Source organism: Pseudomonas sp. D3-10, assembly GCF_051132175.1.
Lineage (GTDB): Bacteria > Pseudomonadota > Gammaproteobacteria > Pseudomonadales > Pseudomonadaceae > Aquipseudomonas.
The window spans coordinates 1,009,980-1,031,754 of the sequence record NZ_CP071668.1; the positions used below are offsets into that span (position 1 = coordinate 1,009,980).

A 21,775-nucleotide genomic window follows, 5' to 3' on the forward strand; every position below is an offset into this window, starting at 1 on the left:
GGACAGCGAAAGGAAGACCGGCAACCGAGTTGCCGGTCTTTTTTTTATGGCCGCCAATCAGCGCGCTGAATACTTCTCCTAAGGTGGTCGACACCGGTCTAGGGTGAAGGAACAACAATAAAAGGGACCTCGCAATGACCGCCATGACCCCGTGTCCGGACCGTCCAGGGCTGCTGCCTCGCCTGTCTTCGACACACGTGCCGCGCAGGTCGTTGAGCGAGCCCCTGTTGGCTTCCGAGGCGCGGGTAAAACTGCTTTGCGCACCGGCGGGAAGTGGCAAGAGCGCATTGTTCGCCGAGTGTTTCCTGCAAGCGCCCACGGGGTGCCGCTTGCATTGGCTACCCTTGGCGGGCGCGGTGATGGACGCCGCGCAACTGTGCGAATGCCTGGCGCAAGCCCTCGGGCTGCCGGTGACGGATGAGGCGAGCCTGTTGGCTCATCTGGCGCGTTTACAAATCCCGACGTGGCTGTTCCTGGACGATTATTGCCGCACGCCCAATCCTGAGCTGGACCTGTTGCTTGACCGTTTGTTGAGCACCAGCAGCCCGGCATTGCACCTGTGGTTGAATGGACGCCGTCGTCCCCATTGCAACTGGCCACGCTTGTTGCTCGATGACGAATTGTATGAAGTCGACGCCCCGGCCCTTGCGTTTTCTTGCGACGATATCCAGCAACTGCTGGCGCATCTGCCCGGCCCGCTGGCAGCGCGCACGGCCCGGGAAGTGATACAGCGTAGCGGCGGCTGGTGTGCCGGCGTGCGCATCACTTTGCTCGAACGCTGTGAATGGGCACGCCGGCACGCAACGCCGGGGCGGCCCGGCACTTTGCTGGATTACCTTGAATACGAACTGTTCGGTACGTTGACCCCGGAGTTGGCCCAGGCCTGGCGCGTGCTGGCGCACCTGCCGCGCTTCAACGGGCAGCTTTGCGCCCATCTTTTCGGCGATACGGTGGGCGCCGAATGCCTTCCGTTGCTGCTGGACCTGGGATGCTTTATCGAACCCTGGGAGCAGTCATCGGATTGGCTGCGGATTTTCCCGCCCCTGGCGCGATTGGTGCGTGAGGAGCCCTGGCCACAAGGCCGCTCCTGGCATCGACGAGCCTGCCAGTGGTTTGCGGCCGAGCAGGACTGGCCGATGGCATTCGAACAGGCCATGCAAGCCGGGGAATTCGAGACCGCCGTCAGTCTCCTGCAACACTTGCATTTCGAACATGTCCTGCAAGGCAGCAATGCCCAATTGCTGCTAGCCCTGCATGATCAGCAGGGCGAAGCGCTGTCGCTCGGAACCGCGCAATCGGTCGGGGTGATCACGACCGCCTTGCTCTTCGCCGGACGCTTCGACCAGGCTGAAGGCTGTATCGAACAGCTGACCAGGTTCCTGCCCCAACCGCTGGCTTGTCAGCAGCGAGAGCTGATTGCCCGCTGGCAGGTCTTGCGTGGTTGGTTGTTGCACTTGCGCGGAGACGGCGAACAGGCGCGCGAACATTTTTTCCAGGCCCAGGCCGGCCTGGACCCGGAGGCTTGGGCCCTCAAGGTGCTGTGCCTGATTGGCCAGACACAACAGGCGCTGCTTCAAGGTGAATTGGCGCTGGCGCAGGCGATCAATCGCCAGGCGCTATGTGTCGCGCGCGCCGGGGGCTCGCTGGTGTTCGAAGGGCTATTGGAGTTGGACCACGCGCAAATCCTGGAGCAGCGCGGCGCGCCTCACCGGGCCGACCACTTGTTGGGCGCTGTTCAGGCGTTGCTCGATAAACCAGGGCAGGATTTCTCTGCGTTGCTGGGACGTATCGCCTTGCGGCGGGGACGCCTGGCGTTGCGCATGGGGCTTGAGGAGCAGGCTGGCGAGCATTTTCAGGCAGGGCTCGAAGCCGGCTTGCGCAGCCAGGACAAGCAAGTGCTCTATGGCTTTCTCGGCAAGGCAAGCCTGGCCGCCAACCAGGGCAACTATGGCGAAGCCTTCATGCAGCTTCGCGACGCCGAACGGATCATGCAACAGCGGCACATCCCCGAGACGGTATACCGTGGTGTACTGCTGCAAGTCAGCTGTCAATTCTGGCTGCAGCAGGGGCGCCCGGAACTGGCCCATGAAGTCTTGACCCGAGTGTTGCGGCATTTTCGCGGACCGCAGGCCAAGCACGCGCCGCCAGCGACCCTGGAGTTGATTCCGCGCCTCGAATACTTGCTGGTGCTGACCGAAGTCTATCTGCACCGGGCGCAGGATCCGCAGGCTCGGCTCCGGGAAATGATCGCCCAGGCGCAACGTTGCGAAATGCATGGGTTGGAGACCGAACTGGTACTGGTATTGGCGGAAGTCGTCTGGCTGTCGGCCGATCACTCCCAGGCGCGTGCTCTCATGCAAGAAGGGCTTGAGCGGGTTGCCTGCTGGCGGGCGCAACAAGCCTTGCGCGAGCTGTGCCTGCGTCAACCGGATCTGGTGCGCGCCGCCCAATCCGGTGAACAACTCGAACCGCCACCCACGGTGCCCGAGGAAACCGTGCTCAGCCACCGTGAGTTGGAAGTGCTCGAGTTGATTGCACAGGGTTATTCTAACCAACAGATCGCCGAACAACTGTTCATCTCATTGCACACAGTAAAAACCCATTCGCGTCGCATCCACAGCAAGTTGGGCGTGCAACGACGTACACAAGCTGTCGCCAAAGCCAAGGTCTTGGGCATGATGAGTTAAATAAACAACTTACGCCCGCTTACATATCATCGGGGAAAGGTCGAAGCGTGTTGGTGCATAAGTTCCGGGCTGAAGTTGGTTCGACTGAAGTTCAGCTGCCCCGGCACCGTAACGAGTGTCGTCAATTCAAGAATCGAACGGGAAGTTTGATTCGATACAGAACAAGGAAGTTTTATGTACGCTCCATTGTTTGCTTCACATTCGCAAAGGCTCGTCGCCCTCAAGAAAACGCGAGTGGACTTCGCTGTGCAGGTGTTATTGGGAGAGGCCCTGGAAGGGCTGGAAGTCAATCCCCACAACAATTATTTGAACACGCTGACTGATGTTTCTGGCGCCGAGGTGGTTTCTTCCGTCACCTTGTTTGATGAAGCGCTGGCTTGCGTTGAAAAACAACTTGCCCCTCACTACACCCAAGGTGTTAGTGAAGTCTTCAGCAAGCGTTATTCTTTCGCCGCTGAGGATCGGATCAAGGGATTGGACGTGATCGGTTTTGAGAGGATCGTCATCGATATCGTCTCCAGCCTGACTGACGGTCCCTCGATGGATCTATCCCGGCCTGGCCTGAAGTCACTCGCCGTTGCGGACCTTGAGTCGATCCTGAAGGACCACCTGCCAGGCATCGACCTGAATGAAACCTATGTCACCGGTTTTGCGCCCGACGGTCTTGGCGGCCGGGTGATAACCTCATCGCAGAAGTTGGCGGACTATCTCTTGGCTCACTTCGATGATGACAATATTCCCTTTCATGCCAAGGGCGACCATCAGGCCGTGTACACGGTGGCCTTCAGCGGGGAAGCCAGGCACGCTCATCCGCAGCTGACCACTGGCCACCTCAACGACCTACTGATCCGGATCGTGCCGCACTTGCTGGGCTGATCCCGGGGCGCCCTCGTAGCCCATGCGCCAGCTCACGGCCCGGGTCGCCGCCAACAGGCGCTGCGCCGCCGGGCCGTTCTCATCGGCGTGGAACAGCGATGTCGGGCCGACAATCGTGATCACCGCCGCGACGTCGCCCATGGCGTTGAACACGGGTGCGGACAACGCATCCACTCCGGGCATCAGCAAACCATGCACATGATGCAGGCCACGATTGCGGATGTGTTCGCACAGCGTTGCATAGGCCTGCTCGTCGGCCAGGACATGGCCGTGGGTGGCGCGTACTTCCTGGTCGCGCAACTCGATGGTCTCGCGCTCCGGCAGATAGGCGCTGAAAACCAGCCCGGTGGATGAGCTGAGCAAAGGGAGTACCGAGCCCAGTTGCGTCACCACGGTCACGGCCCGCACGGCGGGCTCGATCCGCACCACCGTTGCACCGTGGTTACCCCATACCGCCAGGAAACAGGTTTCGTTCAAGTCATCGCGCAACTCGGCCAAGGGCAGGGCTGCCACCTGCAATACATCCATGCCATTCAACGCCGCCAAGCCCACGCGCAAGGCCTCGCGACCCAGGCCGTAGTGATTGGTGGCTGTGTTCTGTTCGGCAAATCCGCTGGCGATCAACGCCTGAAGATAACGATGGACCTTGCTGGCGGGCATTTGCACGTGTTCGGCCAGGCGCGACAGCGACGTGGACGGCGACAGCTCGGCCAAGGCCTTGAGGATATCGGTGCCGACCTCAGCGGAGCGGACTTTCTGTTTACCGTTGCCGGGCGGGTTTTCCATGGAGGTTCGGGTCCGTAGGGCGAATGGGCGTCTTTATAGCTTGACGGTCGTCGCCGAGCAAATTACGTTGTGCGTAATTTGATTACGATAAAAACAACCCGGTACGCCTCAAGTTTTTCATTGAGTGACGGGCCGCATCTCAGGAGGCTCCATGAACCTCGATTCCACGCCGTCGGACGTGCTTTATCAGTCTGGCTTCGGTAACGAATTTTCCAGCGAAGCGCTGCCTGGCGCCTTGCCGGTTGGCCAGAACTCGCCGCAAAAAGCGCCGTACGGGCTGTATGCCGAATTGTTTTCCGGTACCGCCTTCACCATGGCCCGCAGCGAAGCGCGGCGAACCTGGATGTACCGCATCCGGCCATCGGCCAACCATCCGGCCTTTACCAGGTTGGAACATCAGATGGCCGGCGGCCCGCTGGGCGAGGTCACGCCGAATCGCCTGCGCTGGAGCCCCCTCGAAATTCCCGGCGAACCGACCGATTTCATCGACGGCCTGGTGCGCATGGCCGCCAACGCTGGCGCGGACAAACCGGCTGGCATCAGTATTTATCACTACCGGGCCAACCGTTCCATGGAGCGGGTTTTCTTCAATGCCGACGGCGAATGGCTGGTCGTGCCGCAATCAGGGCGGTTGCGGATTGCCACCGAGTTGGGCGTGCTGGAACTGGCGCCCTTGGAAATCGCCGTATTGCCCCGTGGCTTGAAATTCCGCATCGAATTGCTCGACGCCCAGGCTCGCGGTTATATCGCCGAAAACCATGGTGCGCCGTTGCGCCTGCCGGACCTGGGGCCCATCGGCAGCAATGGCCTGGCTAACCCGAGGGATTTCCTGTCGCCGGTCGCTCAATACGAAAATCTCGCCCAACCCACTACGTTGATCCAGAAATTTCTCGGGGAGCTGTGGACCTGCGAACTGGACCATTCGCCGTTGGACGTGGTGGCCTGGCATGGCAACAACGTGCCATATAAATATGATCTACGCCGTTTCAACACTATCGGCACGGTCAGCTTCGACCATCCGGACCCGTCGATTTTTACCGTGCTGACGTCGCCCACCAGCGTCCATGGCTTGGCAAATCTCGATTTCGTGATTTTCCCGCCGCGCTGGATGGTGGCCGAGAATACCTTCCGTCCACCTTGGTTCCACCGCAATCTGATGAATGAATTCATGGGGCTGATCCAGGGCGCCTACGATGCCAAGGCTGAAGGTTTCCTGCCGGGAGGCGCGTCGCTGCACAGCTGCATGAGCGCCCATGGTCCCGACGGCGAAACTTGCACCAAGGCCATCAATGCCGAACTCAAACCGGCAAAAATCGACAACACCATGGCGTTCATGTTCGAGACCAGCCAAGTGCTGCGCCCGAGCCGTTTCGCCTTGGACTGCCCACAATTGCAAACGGACTACGATGCCTGCTGGGCCTCGTTGCCGGTCACCTTTGACCCGACCCGGAGATAATCCATGACTCAAGTTTCATCCACCCGTAGCTGGGTCGACTCCGCCAACGGCCATGCCGACTTTCCCTTGCAGAACCTGCCGCTGGGTATTTTCAGTCCGGCTGGCAAATCCCCGCGCAGCGGCGTTGCCATCGGCGATCGGATTTTCGACTTGCAGGCGGCGCTGCAAGCAGGCCTGTTCGACGGCGCTGCGGGCGAAGCCATCCGGGCGATGGAAGACGGCCAGTTGAATGCGTTCTTCGACCTCGGCCGTGGCGCCCGCGTTGCCTTGCGTGAACAGTTGCTGGAGTTGCTGCGCGAGGGCAGCCCTCGGCGGGACGAGATCGTGGCCCAGGGTGAAAAGCTGCTGCCACTGGCAGCGAACTGCCAGATGCACCTGCCGGCGAAAATCAACGACTACACGGATTTCTACGTCGGCATTGAGCACGCGCAAAATGTCGGCAAGCTATTCCGCCCGGACAATCCGCTGCTGCCTAACTACAAATACGTTCCCATCGGTTACCACGGACGTGCCTCGACGGTCCGGCCGTCGGGCACCGATGTACGCCGCCCGAAGGGCCAGACCTTGCCGGCTGGGCAGGCCGAGCCAACGTTCGGCCCCTGCGCGCGGTTGGACTACGAGCTGGAACTGGGGATCTGGATCGGCAAAGGCAACGCCCTTGGCGAGCCGATCGCCATCGGCGACGCGGCCGAGCACATTGCCGGTTTCTGCCTGCTCAACGATTGGTCGGCCCGGGATATCCAGGCCTGGGAATACCAGCCACTGGGGCCGTTCCTGTCGAAGAGCTTCCTGACCAGTGTCTCGCCATGGGTCGTGACCGCCGAAGCCCTCGAACCGTTCCGCCGTCCGCAGCCAACGCGTCCCGAGGGCGATCCGCAACCGTTGCCGTACTTGCTGGACAAACGTGACCAGGCTGAAGGGGCATTTGACATCGAGTTGGAAGTGCTGCTGCTGACCGAAGCCATGCGTGAGCAGAACCTGCCGGCTCATCGACTGACCCTGAGCAACACCCAATACATGTACTGGACGGTGGCGCAAATGGTTGCGCACCACAGCGTCAACGGCTGCCAGTTGCAAGCGGGCGATCTGTTTGGCTCGGGTACGCTGTCGGGACCGCAAAGCGGTCAGTTTGGCAGCCTGCTGGAAATCACCGAGGGCGGGAAGAAGCCGATCGAACTGGCATCTGGCGAAGTCCGCAAGTTCCTGGAAGATGGCGATGAAATCATCCTGCGCGCCCGTTGCAGCCGCGAGGGCGTCGCGTCCATCGGCTTCGGCGAGTGCCGCGGCAAGATCCTGTCGGCACGGTGAGGCATGGGAATGGAGCTCTATACGTATTACCGTTCCACTTCGTCCTACCGGGTGCGTATTGCCTTGGCGCTCAAGGGCCTGGATTACCAGGCCCTGCCCGTCAACCTGATCGCCGCGCCGGGGGGCGAGCATCGCCAGCCGGCGTACCTGGCAATCAATCCACAGGGGCGGGTACCGGCGCTGCGCACCGATGAGGGGGCGCTGCTGGTGCAATCGCCGGCCATCATCGAATATCTGGAGGAACGTTATCCACAGGTGCCGCTGTTCAGCGGCGACCTTGCGACCCGCGCCCATGAACGTGGCGTCGCGGCGCTGATCGGTTGCGATATCCATCCCCTGCACAACGTCAGCGTGCTCAACAAGCTGCGCAAATGGGGACACGATGAAACGCAGGTGACTGAGTGGATCGCGGACTGGATCAGCCAGGGGCTGACGGCGGTGGAGCAATTGATTGGTGACAACGGCTACTGTTTCGGCGAATTGCCTGGCGTGGCGGATGTGTACCTGATCCCGCAGCTGTACGCCGCCGAGCGGTTCAATGTTTCATTGCAAGCCTACCCGCGGATCCGCCGTATCGCGGCGTTGGCGGCTGGGCATGAGGCCTTTAAGCGGGCGCATCCGGCGAACCAGCCCGATACCCCTGCCTGATTTGGCATAAGGCGGCCTATCGCCGTCGCGAGCAAGCTCGCTGCCACACAGGGTGCGCCAGACCCAAGCCCTTCGTTGGAGCTGGCGATGGCGATGGCGATACAACAATCATCAAGATTCAAAAAGCCCGTTCAATGCACAATCGAATTGGGCGGCAGATGCCCCAGTCGCTCGGTCAAGCGCAGCCGTTGAATTGGATCTTCACTGAGCATCAAGGCATGCTCAAGGTCAAAACGTTCGGCGTTGGGGCAGTCGAGCCGTTGATAGAGGCTGGCGCGCGCCAGGTAGTCGGCGGCGTTGGCGTTGCCCATTTCCAAGACGCGTTCGGCGTCGATCAGTGCCGCAATGTAATCATCATTGGCCAGATGCAATTGCCGCAGGTTGCGCGACAACCGTTGCAGCATTTGCATCGGCTGGGCATTGACCAGATGTTCAGCCTTGAGCTGCAGGTTCGGGCCATATTGGCGTTGCAGTAATTCCCGGCAGTCGTTGGGGTACAACCGACGTCCACCGCATGGGTCGAGCAGATGATCGGCGCCGGGCACCCGCAACAGGAAGTGGCCGGGAAAGTTGACGCCCGCCAGCGGGATTTCCAAGCCGCGAGCCAGTTCCAAGGCTATCAGGCCCAGGGCTAGCGGCTGGCCGTGCTTGCGCGCCAGGACCTTGTCCAGCAACGCCGCGCGAGGGCGTAGCGGGGCGGAGTCGTCCTGTGCGAAACCCAGGTCATTGAGGCGTCGAAGCAACGGTTGGCCCAGTTCGCTGGGCGGCAGCATGGGCAGGCCATGGCTGACGTGCCGTTGCAGCTCCTGAAACACCTGCAGCAACGCCGGTACGTCCACCTCTCGATCGTGTTCGGCGGCAATCCATAGCGCGGCTTCGAACAACGCCGGTGGGGAACGGTGCAGACAGTCAAAAAAGGCTTGGCGCGGCTTCATCACAGTCTCCGGACTATGCCTCGTTTTAGCTCTGCCGTGGCTTTTCGTCCAGTCTCGCAAATACGCAGTAACAGGTTATGCCTAAAAAGCTGCGCGACACTTGGGCTTATTCCGGCGTGCTCCAGCAAATTTCGACCGCGCGCCTATACTGGCGAAACAGACAAAAGTGATTCGGGAGCCTGTCGATGTTTGCTCTCATGCAAAGCTCCCGCCTTGAATCGCTGCACTTGAGCGTAGACCCGGCAACCGGGTTGAAGGCGGTGATTGCCATTCATTGCAGCCGTCCGGGGCCTGCCCTGGGTGGCTGTCGTTATCTTTCCTACCCCGACGACGAAAGTGCCGTGGCGGATGCGGTGCGCCTGGCCCAAGGCATGAGCTATAAAGCCGCCTTGGCTGGTTTGCCGGTGGGTGGGGGAGTGGCGGTCATCATGCGTCCGGCGCATGTCGACAGCCGGGCCGCACTGTTCGAAGCCTTCGGGCGCTGCATCGAGCAGTTGGACGGACGCTACATCACCGCCATCGACAGCGGCACGTCCGTGGCCGACATGGATTGTATTGCCCAGCAGACCCGTCATGTCACTAGCACCACCGCCGCGGGAGACCCGGCGCCCCACGCGGCGATGGGCGTTTTCGCCGGCATCCGTGCCACGGCCATGGCCCGCCTGGGCAGCGATAACCTGGAGAGCCTGCGGGTTGCCATCCAGGGCCTGGGCAATGTCGGTTATGCCCTGGCCGAACAACTGCACGCAGCGGGCGCGGAATTGCTGGTCAGCGACATCGATCCCGGCAAGGTCCAATTGGCAATGGAACAATTGGGCGCCCATCCCATTGCCAACGATGCCTTGCTCAGTACCCCTTGCGACATCCTGGCGCCGTGCGGTCTCGGCGGCGTGTTGAACAGCCACAGCGTGGCGCAACTGCGCTGCTCGGCGGTGGCGGGCTCGGCTCATAATCAATTGAGCAATCTGCAAGTCGCTGATCAGCTGGAAAGGCGCGGGATCCTTTATGCCCCGGACTACGTCATCAACTCAGGCGGCCTGATCTACGTCGCCCTGAAGCACCGCGGTGAAGAATTGCCAACCATCACCGCGCACCTGTCGAAGATCGGTGCGCGGCTCACGGAAGTCTACGCCCACGCCCAGGCGGAAAAACGCTCGCCGGCCCGAGTGGCCGACGAATTGGCGGAGCGTTTGTTGTACCGATAAAAAAAGATCGCAGCCTTCGACAGCGTGTGCATGGAATATCTAATGCACGCGCTGCCGAAGGCTGCGATCTGTTGGTTCATTCGTCCGACGGATTGAGCAATTCGGACAGGGCGTCCGGCTGGCTCTTGAATGCCTTGGCGAATACATCGCGATTCTTCGCCATGTAGATTCCTGCTTCCTCCACCTGTTGCTCGCTCAGCGATGGAACGGCTTTTTGCAACACCTCGGCCAGCAATTCGGCGAGCTCCAGCATTTTGTCATGACGGTCAGCTTCGGCTTTATCCATGAACAAGCGCTCCAGATCTCGGCTGCTGCGGTATACCACTTCGACGGCCATTCACCACCTCACATGCCTTCACATTGGTTTGTCTGTGTGACTACTGTATTTATATACAGGGCAAAGAATAAGCGAATCCTTTCCCTTTGGGTAGTGGCTTTTTAATGTAGACCGGTTTCCAGACTTGTCGCGCACGCCATGTTGGTGCTCGGCGTGGCCGATTCAGGTCGGCACGTGTCGAATACCAGCCCATCGCCATCTCATCTCTGACAATGGCCTTTTTTCTGCATGCAGAAAACCGTCACGTCCATCCCGCATCATCCGGTCGAGTCGACCTAAGGAAACTACATCGTGAAAATCAACTGGGCCGAGAACCTGCGCCAGAACGTGCATCAACTGGCCGAATCCCTGGGCAACCTGTTCGTCGAGACGTTCCATTACCTGGCGTTGTTCGCCATCGGTGCGGTGACCGCCTGGGCGGCGGTGATGGAGTTTATGCAGATGATCGAGGTGGGGCACATCAAGATCGACGATATCTTGCTGTTGTTCATCTATCTGGAACTGGGGGCAATGGTCGGGATTTACTTCAAGACCAACCACATGCCGGTGCGTTTCCTTATCTACGTGGCAATCACCGCGCTGACGCGGCTGTTGATTTCCAACGTCTCCCACCACAGCCCGCCGGACCTGGGAATCATCTACCTGTGCGGCGGCATTTTGTTGCTGGCGTTTGCGATTCTGGTGGTGCGCTACGCCTCGTCGCAGTTTCCGTCGGTAAAGATCGAACATCCGCACCGCAAGATCGGTGCGGGTTCCAGCGAGCATTCGGAGGTTGAGAAAGGCGAGATCTAAACGCCGACAGCGGAGGGTGCCGGGCCTTGTGATTGCGGTGGTGGCACCTTGATGTTGTCGCCGCCGGTCATGGCCTCGAGAATCGCTACGGCGCTATGGCCCTGTTCGATGGCAATGCCGAACTGGATGCTTTGCACCAGGCGTCGAAGCCGTTCCGGATCGTTGCGTTGCTGGGCGCTGATCATGCGCTTGGCGACGATGCGCCCGCCCTTGGACAGGGTCAGCATGATGCTGCCATCCAGGCCCTGGATGCTCAAGTTGATTTGGTATTGCGGCGCGAAGGCGTCCGTAATGATCTGAAAAGGATTGTCCATGATGCGTCACCGCCTGATTGAACGTGCAGTTGTTGACCGGCCTTGATCGGGATTAGTTCGCAACACCGGACCGTCGGCCATTCCATGTTCGTGTTCATCCAGCAATCGAGGGGCCGGGCAGGCGATGGATCGGTAGATCCCTGCCTGCGGCAGCTCCGCCATGAAGTTTGCAAGGCGCATGCCGGAATAACTTCGGACCAATGAGCCGGGGGGCGGGCTGGCGAATGCTCTGCGATGCAGGTCTGGGCGTAGCCCTTTTCAGGGCAACGAGGGGCGGATGTTCCCTTGCGGTGCAGGCTAAAGAGAGGATTGTCGGGAGGGATGCGTGGCGAGGCAACTCCCGACATTAACAGCGCTTCTGGCGATTGTCCGGCTTTATTTGCAAATGAATATTTATCTTTTTTTGGGGCTTGAATTGTTCCGCTGCCAGCCCGACTCTGTATTCAAGGGGCCGTTGCGCTAACGTCGATGGGCCCCTGGCGAGCTAGCCGAAATAAGGGATGAACTATGCAAATCCAAGTCAACAGCGATAACCATATTCAAAGCAGCATCCGACTGGAGGAGTGGGTACGTACTACCATTGAAAGCACGCTCGAACGTTACGAAGAAGACCTGACACGGGTCGAGGTTCATTTGGGGGATGAGAACGGCGACAAGCCTGGTCCCCACGATTTGCGATGCCAGCTTGAAGCCCGGCCAAAAGGCCATCAGCCAATTTCGGTGACACACAAGGCTGAATCGCTGGAACTTGCCATCGAAGGTGCTGCCACCAAGCTGGAACATAAGCTGGAGCATCTGTTCGGAAAATTACGCGGCAAGCGTGGCGCCGGCAATGGCCAGACAGAATCGATTGCCCTGGCCGATGCAATGCTGGAGGAAGAATTCCTGGAAAACGAACGAGCCGCGCTCAACGGCTGATCCTTCCGTCTATCGAGACGTCTGACTGAAAACGGGCCTGCAATCGCAGGCCCGTTTACGTTCAGCGCAAAAATGCCTGTCGATATTCTCCGGGCGTCGCGCCCAGGGACTGGCGAAAGCGATTGGCGAAATGACTGGCGCTGGCGAATCCGCAGGCCAGCGCCACGTCGCCCAACGGCTGTGGGGTGGTGCGCAGCAGGTGTCGCGCCCGTGAAAGGCGCCGCGCCAGCAGATACTGATGGGGCGGGAGCCCAAAGCTCTCGCGAAACATCCTGGCGAAATGGTATTCGGACAAGGCACACAGGGCTGCCAGTTGCCCAAGGCTGACGGCCTCGCCCAGATGACTGTCGATGTAGTCCACCAGCAGACGCCGTTGATGAGGCGCCAACCCTCCCTTCAAGCGCAGCCCCTGGCGCGGGCTGACCTGGCTGAGCAGCAGATGACCGAGCAGGTCGTGGGCCAGGCTGGTGCAGAGCAGGCGTTCGGCGGGCTCTTCCCAGTTCAGGCTGATCAACTGATGAAAGCGCCGCGCTTGCTGTGGGTCGTCAAGGAAGGTCGCCTCGTGCAACTGCACCTGCCGGGGTTCGCGGTCGAGCAAAGTGACGCAACCGACGGCAAATTGTTCGGAACTGAAATACAGATGGGCAAGACGGATATCGCCATTGATGACCCACGCCGACTCATGCCCGGCCGGCAAGACGCAGAGCTTGCCCGGCGCCCCGGTGGTATCGGGCCGCTCGCGACGAAACGTACCGGTGCCACCGGCGATGTAGCATGACAGGGTATGGTGAGTCGGCGCCTCGTAATCCCGGGCGTCGTGATGATTGCTCCACAAGGCAGCCGCCATGCCGTCACCGAGCTCGGCGCTGTGCTCGAGGCGAGCATTGGGCGAGCTGTTGAGGGCTTGGAAGACTTGTAGGGTTTGCAGCGTGGCCATGATCGGTTCTCCAACGCTTGCATCCTACTCTGTCGAAAGCCCGGTGCCAGCCCGTCACCGGTAAAAACCGCAAGTTTGCGCAAGCGCGGGGCAGGTGTCGGCATGACACTGGAGGCCAATGCCAGGAGTTACCGTCATGAACCTTTCGTTGTATCTGCTCACCGTGCTCATATGGGGCACTACCTGGATCGCCCTGAAGTTGCAGCTAGGCGTCGTTGCCATCCCTGTGTCGATTGTCTACCGCTTCGGTCTTGCAGCGCTGATCCTGTTTGTAATGCTGTTGCTCAGCCGGCGCCTGCAAGTGATGAACCGGCGCGGCCACCTGATTTGCGTTGCGCAGGGGCTGTGCCTGTTCTGCGTCAACTTCATGTGTTTCCTCACCGCGAGCCAGTGGATTCCCAGTGGGCTGATCGCCGTGGTGTTCTCCACCGCAACCCTCTGGAACGCTCTGAATGCCCGGGTGTTCTTCGGCCAGCGGATCGCCCGTAATGTCTTGCTGGGCGGAGCCTTGGGATTGTTGGGATTGGGGCTGCTGTTCTGGCCGGAACTGGCTGGCCACAGCGCAAGCCCGCAGACGTTGCTAGGGTTGGGGTTGGCGCTGCTGGGCACCTTGTGTTTCTCGGCGGGCAACATGCTTTCGAGCTTGCAACAGAAGGCCGGCCTCAAGCCGTTGACCACCAATGCATGGGGCATGGCATATGGGGCGACGATGCTGGCGGTATGGTGCCTGTTCAACGGCATACCATTCGACATGGAATGGAACGTGCGATATGTCGGCTCGCTGCTGTACTTGGTGATCCCGGGCTCGGTCATCGGTTTTACCGCCTACCTGACCTTGGTCGGCCGCATGGGGCCAGAGCGAGCAGCGTATTGCACGGTCCTGTTCCCGGTGGTGGCGCTGAACGTCTCGGCATTCGCCGAAGGCTATCAATGGACGGCGCCAGCGCTGGTTGGGCTGCTGTTCGTGATGCTGGGCAATGTGCTGGTGTTTCGCAAAGTGCGCCCGGTCGCTATGAAGGTTGCCTTGGGTGCCCGCTGAGCGGGCAAGGATGCAGGCCCGCTGGGGCGGGCCTGGAGTGTGTTTATTTCCAGACTTGCGGGTTGACCAGGTTCGCCGGTCGATCGCCCATCAAGGCGCTGCGCAAGTTTTCCACAGCGAGATTGGCCATGGCCTCACGGGTTTCGTGAGTAGCCGAGCCGATATGGGGCAAAGTCACCGCATTCTTCAACTGGAACAGCGGCGAAGCGGCCAGTGGCTCTTTTTCATAGACATCCAGCCCGGCGCCGCGAATGCGGTTGTTCTGCAAGGCTTCGATCAACGCCGGCTCGTCCACCACGGGGCCCCGGGAGATGTTGACCAGGATAGCGCTCGGTTTCATCAGGGCCAGCTCGCGTTGGCCTATCAGGTGGCGGGTCTTCTCGCTCAAGGGCACCACGAGGCAGACGAAGTCCGCTTCGGCCAGCAACTGGTCCAGGGAGCGGAATTGCGCGCCCAGCTGATTTTCCAGATCAACCTTGCGGCTGTTCCCGCTGTACAGGATTGGCATGTTGAAGCCCAGTCGACCACGCCGGGCGATGGCCGCGCCAATGTTGCCCATGCCGACGATGCCCAGAGTCTTGCCGTGCACATCGCTGCCGAACAGCTGCGGCCCGACTGACGCCTGCCACTGTCCGGCCTTGGTCCAGGCGTCCAGTTCAGCGACGCGGCGGGCGCTGCTCATCAGCAGGGCGAAGGCCAGGTCGGCCGTGCTTTCAGTGAGCACGTCGGGGGTATTGGTGAGCATGATCCCGCGTTCGTTGAAATACGCCAGGTCATAATTGTCGTAACCCACCGACACGCTGGAAACCACTTCCAGTTTCGTCGCGTTCTGCAGTTGCTCGCGGCCAAGCTTGCGACCGACACCGATCAGTCCGTGGACGTGGGGCAGGGCTTCGTTGAACTGCGCGTTGATGTCGCCGTTCGCTGGGTTGGGCACGATCACGTCGAAGTCCTGTCGCAGGCGCTCGATCATGGGAGGCGTGATACGGCTGAAGGCAAGTACGGTTTTTTTCATCGTGCAAGGCTCTCTGCATGGGATACCAAGCACGCTAACATTCTTGGCGCGGGTTAGGCGAGAGGCGGGGAGTAATCGCAGCAGCGCAAGTCCTTTATGGGGGCGAGCTTGCTCGCGATAGCGGTGCATCAGGCACCGGGAGCTTGGCAAAGATATCGCCATCGCGAGCAAGCTCGCTCCCACTGGTAGTCTCTACGAAATCAGGCGGCCCGCAGGGAAATGAAGGCGTAATTGGCCGGTGCCTCGGTGACCACGCTTGCGCCACTGGCCGTGACCTGGCTGGCGATATCATCTCCCGACAAGTGGAACTGCCACTCGGCTTGCTGCTCCAGTGGCTGCAAACGGGCCTGGTCGATAGCCACGGCAAAGGCCGCCATGTCCGGCAGATACGCGGTAAACCCGTCGCCTTTCAGCGCAGTGGTGTGGATGCCCAGGGACGCGCATATGCGCGCCTTGGTGCCGATTTCGTCACGATCGGCCTGGCGTGAACGAGCGATCAGCCCGGCCAGTTCCGGGTCAACCAGCTCCCCACCGATGATTAACTTCGGGCCCGTTTCCCACGACTCCGGCGGGCAATCCTTGGCGGCGGGATTGAGCGGGATATGCGGGTTGATTTCCATGGGATAGATACGACACACCAGGGGGCGGCGTTCGTAGATACGGCAAAGATTGTCGGCGTCCAGGTTATGGCAGGGGCCGGCGTTATAAGCGGCGAAGGTGATCGCCACCAGGGCTTCGCTCGTGCCACTGCGCACGACGGTGGAACGGCGTTCGGCATGTTCGCGTTGAGCCACCGGCAAGCCGAGGCCATTGGGCAGGAAGGCCTCGGCCAGGACGATCACCTGGCCGCCATCATTGGCCCACATCCGCGCCTCGTCGAGGGTCAGGGGGACGTGGTGACCGGTGCAGCATTTACCACACCCTACACAGGAAAACGTTGTGTTCATTGACTGACCGAATGGGAAAGGCTGGAAGGCGTCGGAAAAACGCCGGCTGAGCCCTGCGTAGCAAATTATGCGCCAGTCACCGGGCAGGACCGGCCGGACGGATCGAGTCCCATTCGGTCACGACCGCGGTCTTGGTTTTCTTGCGGTAAAGGCACAGCTCGGTGCCGGTGGCGCCGTTCATGTGTTTCTGAGGGTACTGGCCTTGCAGCAACAGCGCGGTGTAGCCGACCCGGTCGTCGAATTGAGCGGCGGTGCCGACCGGTTCGGCGTTCTTCAATCCACTGGCCTTGACGCAGCTGGCGAGCACTTTTTTGTCGTAGGCGGCCCAGGCATCGGAGCTCGATGCATGAACCTGCGAAGACACCGCGGCCAGGGCGAAAAGAATCAGGGTAGGGGCTTTCATCAGGAAAATCCTTGTACTGGGATGCCAAAACAAGAGTATGCCTGAGGTTGCAAGAGAGGGCTGTTATCGAGGCTGATCGCGGTCTCGTTGTGCCTAAAAGCGACAACGAAACCTGCGATCGGCGCCGGTGAAATCAACGACCTTGTTCGGCAACGGCCTTGGCCGCCGTGATCAGGCATTTGGTCAGTTCGGGCGAAGAGAACTTGGTGAGTACGCCGTTGGCGCCGGCCAGCCGGGCTTTTTCGCTGTTCATCGCGCTGTCGAGCGACGTGTGCAGCAGCACGTAGATATGCGCGAAATCGGGCGTTTCGCGCAGGGTCCGAGTGAGGGCGTAGCCATCCATCTCCGACATCTCGATGTCCGAAACGATCAGGTTGATCTCCTGTGCGGTGCCTTGCAGTTCCAGCAGGCAGTCAATGGCTTCCTTGGCGCTGCGTGCGGTGTGGCATTGCAGGCCCAGGTTGCGCAGGGTATGCACCGATTGTTGCAACGCGACCTGGCTGTCGTCGACCACCAGAATTCGAGCATCGCCGAGCACTTCGGCGTCTTCCATGCTCAGCTCGGTCGGCGCTGTCTCGATTTGCGCCGGGGCGATGCCGTGGATGACTTTTTCGATATCCAACACCTGCACCAAGGTGCCATCCACCGAGGTCACGCCGGTAATGAACGCCCGTACGCCGCCAGAGCCGTAGGGCGGTGGCTTGATGTCTGTCGTCAGGCAATGGACGATCTTGCTCACCGCCTGTACGTGCAGCCCTTGTTTGGAGCGGCTGACGTCCGTCACGATCAGGCAGCCGCCGTCCGGGTCTTCGAGCGGCCGCTCGCCGATGGCACGGCTCAGGTCGATCACCGACAACGATGCCCCGCGCAGCGTGGCGATGCCTTTGACGTGCGGATGCGACTCCGGCAGCTTGGTCAGGGGCGGACAGGGAATGATTTCACTGACCTTGAGCAGGTTGATCGCCATCAGCTTGCCGCTGCGCAAGGTAAAGAGCAGAAGCGAAAGAGAATCTGCGCGGGCTTTGTTGGAGGACATAAAAACCTTCTGTTGAAAAGGTGGGGCGAGCGCGAACATCGCCAAGACAGCTTTTGATAACGGGTTATCGACGTGTTGAGGGCAGGCTTTAGGGCGAAAGCCATAGATGGCCGATTACCAGGGCGGGCGTGTCGCTACTTCAAGCCCAGCCGCTTCGCCATTCGTCCCAGATTGGCCCGGTCCAGGCCCAGCTCACGGGCCGCGCTGGCCCAGTTATGCTGATGGCGTTCCAGGCAGGCGTTGATCATCTGCCGCTGGTAGTTCTCCGTGGCCTGGCGTAAATCCCCTGTCACCGGCACCGTGCAAGTGGATGCTGGGCCGGCGGTAGGAAGGTCTTTCGGCGCGGCATGGGGCAAGTCAAGGTCATTGGCGCTCAAGCTGAGGATTTTCGGTCGTACCGGATGGTTGCCCAAAGCTTTCAACGCGCTGCGACCGATCAGGTGTTCCAGCTCGCGCACGTTGCCAGGCCAATCGTAGGCCAGGAGTGCGGCTTGGGCGTCGCTGGTCAAGCGCAGGCTGCCCAGGCCCATGCGTGAACGGTTCTGCTCGAGGAAAAAACCGGCAAGAAGCAGCACGTCGCGTCCGCGGTCGCGCAGCGCGGGCACCTGTAGCGGGTACACACTCAGTCGATGATAGAAATCGGCCCGGTAACGGCCGTTGCGCACTTCTTTGGCGAGGTCGCGATTGGTGGCCGCGATCAGACGCACGTCGACGCGGTGTTCCTTGTCCGAGCCCAGGCGTTGCAACTGCCCACTTTGCAGGACGCGCAATAATTTGGCCTGGACAGTCAAGGACAGCTCGCCCACCTCATCGAGGAACAACGTGCCGCCATCGGCCAGTTCGAACTTGCCCCGACGGTCGTTGGTGGCACCGGTGAAAGCACCGCGTACATGGCCAAACAGCTCGCTCTCCACCAGGGTATCCGGAAGGGCGGCACAATTGAGGCTGATCATCGGCTGGTCGGCACGGTTGGAGGCGGCGTGAATGGCTTGGGCGACCAATTCCTTGCCGACCCCGGTTTCGCCGGTGATCAGCACCGTCAGGTCGCTGCCACCCACGAGCTTGATTTCCTCCACCAGGCGTTTGTGGGCCTTGCTTTGGCCGACCATGTCGCGATGCTGCTGGCCGCTCGCCTGACGATAGACCTCGGCGCGGTGATGCTCGTCTTCAGCCTTCAAGGCCAGCCGCTCGATACGTTCGGCAGCGCTGACCGTGGCCGCGGCGAGGCTGGCGAAGGCTTGCAAGGCGCTCAGGTCGATAGGCTCAAAGCGTTCCGGGTCCAGCGAGTCCAGCGTCAGCAAGCCCCACGGCTGCTCATCGACGAACAGCGGGCAACCCATGCAGTCATGCACTTCCAGATGCTCGTCCAAGCCTTCGACCAGCCCATCGTAAGGGTCGGGCAGGTCGCTGTCGGTTGCAAAGCGAGTGGGTAGCGGATTGCCTAGCAATGCCTCGAAGCGGGGGTGTTCGCTGATGCGGAACCGGCGCCCCAGCGTATCGGTACTCAAGCCATCCACCGCCAGCGGCACGAGGCAATCCCCATCCAGGCGCAACAGCGCGGCGGCATCGCACGGCAGCAGGGCGCGCAGGGCGCCGAGCAAGCGGCGGTAGCGCTCGCCCTCCGGCAGCTCGCGGGAGAGGTCTGCCACCAGTGGCAGCAGTGACGTTAGCAGGGAGGTCGCGGTCATAATGACTCCATCTGGTCGTAATGACTATAAACGCTGCCGTGTCTTTATGACTATGTTGTTTTCAACTTACTGAAAAACAAGCATAAATTTTCTGGCATGGAATGTGATAAACAAGATATCAGTTATCTATGTCACGTGAGGGGTTTACCCATGCTGAGTCAAGAACAGCGCGCCATCATTCGTTCCACCGTTCCGTTGCTCGAGAGCGGCGGGGAAGCGCTCATCACTCATTTCTACCGCATGATGTTGTCCGAATATCCACAAGTGCGCCCACTGTTCAATCAGGCTCACCAAGCCAGCGGCGACCAGCCTCGGGCGCTGGCCAATGGCGTGCTGATGTACGCCCGGCATATCGATCAGCTCGACCAACTGGGCGACCTGGTGGCGAAAATCGTCAATAAGCATGTCGCCTTGCAGATTCAACCCGAGCATTACCCGATTGTCGGCGCCTGCCTGCTGCGGGCGATTGCCGAGGTGCTGGGCGAAGAAATCGCCACGCCTGAAGTGATTTCGGCATGGGGCGCCGCCTATAACCAATTGGCCGATATCCTGATCGGTTCCGAAGCTGGCCTGTATGACCAGAAGGCCGCGGCACCGGGTGGCTGGCGCGGTGAGCGGGCGTTTATCCTGGTCGACAAGGTACAGGAGAGCGCGGAAATCACTTCGTTCTACTTCGAGCCGGCAGACAAGGGGCCCATCCTGCAAGCGGAGCCAGGCCAGTACATCGGCATGAAGCTGCTCCTGGATGGCGAGGAAGTACGCCGCAACTATTCCTTGTCGGCGCTTGCTGACAATGGTCGGTACCGCATCAGCGTCAAGCGCGAGGCGGGTGGCCGGGTGTCCAACTACCTGCACGACCATTTCCCGATCGGCAGCGGCATCCAGCTGTTTCCGCCGTCCGGAGACTTCTACCTCACCGACAGCGACAAGCCTTTGGTGCTGATCAGCGGGGGCGTTGGCATCACTCCGACCCTGGCGATGTTGCAGGCGGCATTGCAAACCGAACGCCCGGTGCATTTCATCCACTGCGCGCGCAACGGCCGTGTACATGCCTTCCGCGACTGGATCGACGACCTGGCCGGGCGGCATCCGCAACTCAAGCGCTTCTATTGCTACGACGAGCATGACGGCACGAGCCCTGCGGCTGACAAGGTGGGGCTGTTGAGCCAGGATCAACTGGCGCAATGGCTGCCGGAACAGCGTGACCTGGACGTCTATTTCCTTGGACCGAAAGGTTTCATGGCGGCGATCAAGCGCCATCTCAAGGCCTTGGGCGTGCCGGCGGAGCAAAGCCGCTACGAGTTCTTCGGGCCGGCGGCGGCTTTGGAATAGCCTTTATCGCGAGCAAGCTCGCTCCCACAGGGAATTGTGGCGCGCACAAAACTGTGTCGCTGCGATGAACATTGTGGGAGCGAGCCTGCTCGCGATAGCGGTAGCTCTGCCGACGCGCCATTGGAATTAATCCGCGCTTAACCCCCTTCCTGTTTATTCCCTCGATGCTGCCGGCTGCCGCTCGTTCACTATCTGCGTGTAGACTTCGGCCATCCGACAACGCGCCGAGCACAGTCATGCGGCGCGTCGATCCATGCAGATGAAGGGAAACGCAATGAGTGAACAAATGATGCGCCTGGGCCGTGAGCGGCGCTACCTGGTGTTGCTGGGGGTGATCTGCCTCGCACTGATCGGCGGCGCGCTGTATATGCAGGTCGTGCTGGGTGAGGCGCCATGCCCACTGTGCATCCTGCAACGCTATGCGTTGTTGCTGATCGCCCTCTTTGCCTTCATCGGTGCGGCCATGCGCACCCGCCGCAGCCTGACGATTTTCGAAGGGTTGGTCGTGCTGTGTGCGTTGGCCGGCGCGGGCGTGGCGGGGCATCACGTCTACACGCAGTTCTTTCCGGCGGTCAGTTGTGGCGTCGACGTCTTGCAGCCGATTGTCGATGACCTGCCACTGGCGAAGATCTTCCCGCTGGGTTTTCAGGTTGATGGTTTCTGCTCCACGCCGTATCCCCCTGTCCTGGGATTGTCGCTGGCGCAGTGGGCGTTGGTGGCATTCGTGTTGACCGCCGTGCTGGTGCCCTTGCTGGTGTCCCGTAATCGCAAAGCCCTACGCTAGAGTCGATCTGCACAGACGCCCCGGTTTTTTCACCAAGACCCGGGGCGTTTTTCATTTCGGCGCCGTCTGGGACCCGCCTTGATCCGAAGCAAGAATGCCCTGCGACGATGTGCGACACGTTGTCACACATCGTGCCTCTGCGTTCCTTTCAAGCGGTGAATTGACGCTGCAACCTGTAACAAAAAAACGGCCTGTTATCCTCCCAGACCGCAATATTGTCATCTTCCAAGCAGGCATTTTTAACAGCGAAGCGCCGTGACGCCTAGGCCCCGTAAAACGGGCGCTGACGGGTCATGCAAGCCCGGCGAAAACGTACGCAGCTGTCTAAATCG

The 21,775-nt window shown here is 60.6% G+C and carries 21 protein-coding genes; 11 read left to right on the forward strand and 10 right to left on the reverse strand.

The window, feature by feature from the left end:
- Window positions 1–134 precede the first annotated feature (134 nt).
- Complete coding sequence (locus tag J3P90_RS04365; RefSeq protein WP_434675869.1) at window positions 135–2,687, forward strand: LuxR C-terminal-related transcriptional regulator; 2,553 nt, start codon at window positions 135–137, stop codon at window positions 2,685–2,687.
- A gap of 174 nt (window positions 2,688–2,861) precedes the next feature.
- The gene (locus J3P90_RS04370) at window positions 2,862–3,563 is read left to right on the forward strand and encodes a hypothetical protein (protein ID WP_434607717.1); all 702 of its coding nucleotides are present in this window, start codon (window positions 2,862–2,864) and stop codon (window positions 3,561–3,563) included.
- On the opposite strand, the gene J3P90_RS04375 is transcribed toward J3P90_RS04370, so the two are convergent.
- On the reverse strand, window positions 3,528–4,349 hold the full coding sequence (locus J3P90_RS04375; RefSeq protein WP_434675870.1) for an IclR family transcriptional regulator: 822 nt from the start codon (window positions 4,347–4,349) through the stop codon (window positions 3,528–3,530). The two genes, J3P90_RS04370 and J3P90_RS04375, sit on opposite strands and share 36 nt — an antisense overlap.
- 151 nt (window positions 4,350–4,500) lie before the next feature.
- Here J3P90_RS04375 and hmgA point away from each other — a divergent pair, with 151 nt between their 5' ends.
- The 3 genes from hmgA to maiA are packed head-to-tail and all read left to right on the forward strand — an operon-like array spanning window position 4,501 to window position 7,761.
- A complete protein-coding gene (gene hmgA / locus J3P90_RS04380; RefSeq protein WP_434675871.1) occupies window positions 4,501–5,805 on the forward strand; it encodes a homogentisate 1,2-dioxygenase in 1,305 nt (434 codons plus the stop codon).
- Between the two features lie 3 nt (window positions 5,806–5,808).
- Window positions 5,809–7,113 carry a fumarylacetoacetase gene (gene fahA, locus J3P90_RS04385; protein WP_434675872.1) on the forward strand — a complete coding sequence of 435 codons (1,305 nt, stop codon included), beginning with the start codon at window positions 5,809–5,811 and terminating at the stop codon, window positions 7,111–7,113.
- Window positions 7,114–7,122: 9 nt separating this feature from the next.
- Entirely contained in the window at window positions 7,123–7,761 is a 639-nt protein-coding gene (gene maiA, locus J3P90_RS04390; RefSeq protein WP_434560583.1) for a maleylacetoacetate isomerase, read from the forward strand.
- Window positions 7,762–7,892: 131 nt separating this feature from the next.
- Here maiA and J3P90_RS04395 read toward each other — a convergent pair whose 3' ends face one another.
- Window positions 7,893–8,696, reverse strand: coding sequence for a SirB1 family protein (locus J3P90_RS04395; protein WP_434648914.1), 804 nt, complete (start codon window positions 8,694–8,696; stop codon window positions 7,893–7,895).
- Between the two features lie 185 nt (window positions 8,697–8,881).
- On the opposite strand from J3P90_RS04395, the gene J3P90_RS04400 reads away from it, so the two are divergent.
- Entirely contained in the window at window positions 8,882–9,901 is a 1,020-nt protein-coding gene (locus J3P90_RS04400) for a Glu/Leu/Phe/Val dehydrogenase dimerization domain-containing protein (RefSeq protein ID WP_434560579.1), read from the forward strand.
- A gap of 76 nt (window positions 9,902–9,977) precedes the next feature.
- On the opposite strand, the gene J3P90_RS04405 is transcribed toward J3P90_RS04400, so the two are convergent.
- Window positions 9,978–10,238: a YebG family protein gene (locus tag J3P90_RS04405; protein ID WP_003205410.1), complete on the reverse strand. Its 261-nt coding sequence runs from the start codon at window positions 10,236–10,238 to the stop codon at window positions 9,978–9,980.
- A 291-nt stretch (window positions 10,239–10,529) separates the two neighbouring features.
- On the opposite strand from J3P90_RS04405, the gene J3P90_RS04410 reads away from it, so the two are divergent.
- Window positions 10,530–11,030: a phosphate-starvation-inducible protein PsiE gene (locus tag J3P90_RS04410; RefSeq protein ID WP_434560577.1), complete on the forward strand. Its 501-nt coding sequence runs from the start codon at window positions 10,530–10,532 to the stop codon at window positions 11,028–11,030.
- Here J3P90_RS04410 and J3P90_RS04415 read toward each other — a convergent pair.
- Window positions 11,027–11,344: a DUF3509 domain-containing protein gene (locus J3P90_RS04415; protein WP_420765471.1), complete on the reverse strand. Its 318-nt coding sequence runs from the start codon at window positions 11,342–11,344 to the stop codon at window positions 11,027–11,029. The two genes, J3P90_RS04410 and J3P90_RS04415, sit on opposite strands and share 4 nt — an antisense overlap.
- A 507-nt stretch (window positions 11,345–11,851) precedes the next feature.
- On the opposite strand from J3P90_RS04415, the gene J3P90_RS04420 reads away from it, so the two are divergent.
- On the forward strand, window positions 11,852–12,262 hold the full coding sequence (locus tag J3P90_RS04420; RefSeq protein WP_434675873.1) for an HPF/RaiA family ribosome-associated protein: 411 nt from the start codon (window positions 11,852–11,854) through the stop codon (window positions 12,260–12,262).
- Between the two features lie 61 nt (window positions 12,263–12,323).
- Here J3P90_RS04420 and J3P90_RS04425 read toward each other — a convergent pair whose 3' ends face one another.
- On the reverse strand, window positions 12,324–13,199 hold the full coding sequence (locus J3P90_RS04425; RefSeq protein ID WP_420765470.1) for an AraC family transcriptional regulator: 876 nt from the start codon (window positions 13,197–13,199) through the stop codon (window positions 12,324–12,326).
- Window positions 13,200–13,335: 136 nt separating this feature from the next.
- Here J3P90_RS04425 and J3P90_RS04430 point away from each other — a divergent pair, with 136 nt between their 5' ends.
- Window positions 13,336–14,238, forward strand: coding sequence for a DMT family transporter (locus J3P90_RS04430; protein WP_420765469.1), 903 nt, complete (start codon window positions 13,336–13,338; stop codon window positions 14,236–14,238).
- 43 nt (window positions 14,239–14,281) lie between these two features.
- Here the strand turns inward: J3P90_RS04430 and J3P90_RS04435 are convergent, their stop codons facing one another.
- The 5 genes from J3P90_RS04435 to norR form a co-directional block, all read right to left on the reverse strand.
- Window positions 14,282–15,253, reverse strand: a complete 972-nt coding sequence (locus J3P90_RS04435; RefSeq protein WP_434675874.1) for a 2-hydroxyacid dehydrogenase — start codon at window positions 15,251–15,253, stop codon at window positions 14,282–14,284.
- Window positions 15,254–15,453: 200 nt separating this feature from the next.
- A complete protein-coding gene (locus J3P90_RS04440; protein ID WP_434675875.1) occupies window positions 15,454–16,200 on the reverse strand; it encodes a YkgJ family cysteine cluster protein in 747 nt (248 codons plus the stop codon).
- A 76-nt stretch (window positions 16,201–16,276) separates the two neighbouring features.
- Window positions 16,277–16,603, reverse strand: coding sequence for a hypothetical protein (locus J3P90_RS04445; protein ID WP_434675876.1), 327 nt, complete (start codon window positions 16,601–16,603; stop codon window positions 16,277–16,279).
- Between the two features lie 133 nt (window positions 16,604–16,736).
- Window positions 16,737–17,639, reverse strand: coding sequence for a chemotaxis protein CheV (locus tag J3P90_RS04450; protein ID WP_420765465.1), 903 nt, complete (start codon window positions 17,637–17,639; stop codon window positions 16,737–16,739).
- 134 nt (window positions 17,640–17,773) lie between these two features.
- A complete protein-coding gene (norR, locus tag J3P90_RS04455; RefSeq protein ID WP_434675877.1) occupies window positions 17,774–19,327 on the reverse strand; it encodes a nitric oxide reductase transcriptional regulator NorR in 1,554 nt (517 codons plus the stop codon).
- Between the two features lie 150 nt (window positions 19,328–19,477).
- Here norR and hmpA point away from each other — a divergent pair, with 150 nt between their 5' ends.
- Together hmpA and J3P90_RS04465 are read left to right on the forward strand one after the other, a co-directional pair.
- Window positions 19,478–20,659, forward strand: coding sequence for an NO-inducible flavohemoprotein (gene hmpA / locus J3P90_RS04460; protein WP_434675878.1), 1,182 nt, complete (start codon window positions 19,478–19,480; stop codon window positions 20,657–20,659).
- 274 nt (window positions 20,660–20,933) lie between these two features.
- Complete coding sequence (locus J3P90_RS04465; protein ID WP_420765461.1) at window positions 20,934–21,443, forward strand: disulfide bond formation protein B; 510 nt, start codon at window positions 20,934–20,936, stop codon at window positions 21,441–21,443.
- Window positions 21,444–21,775: the final 332 nt, after the last annotated feature.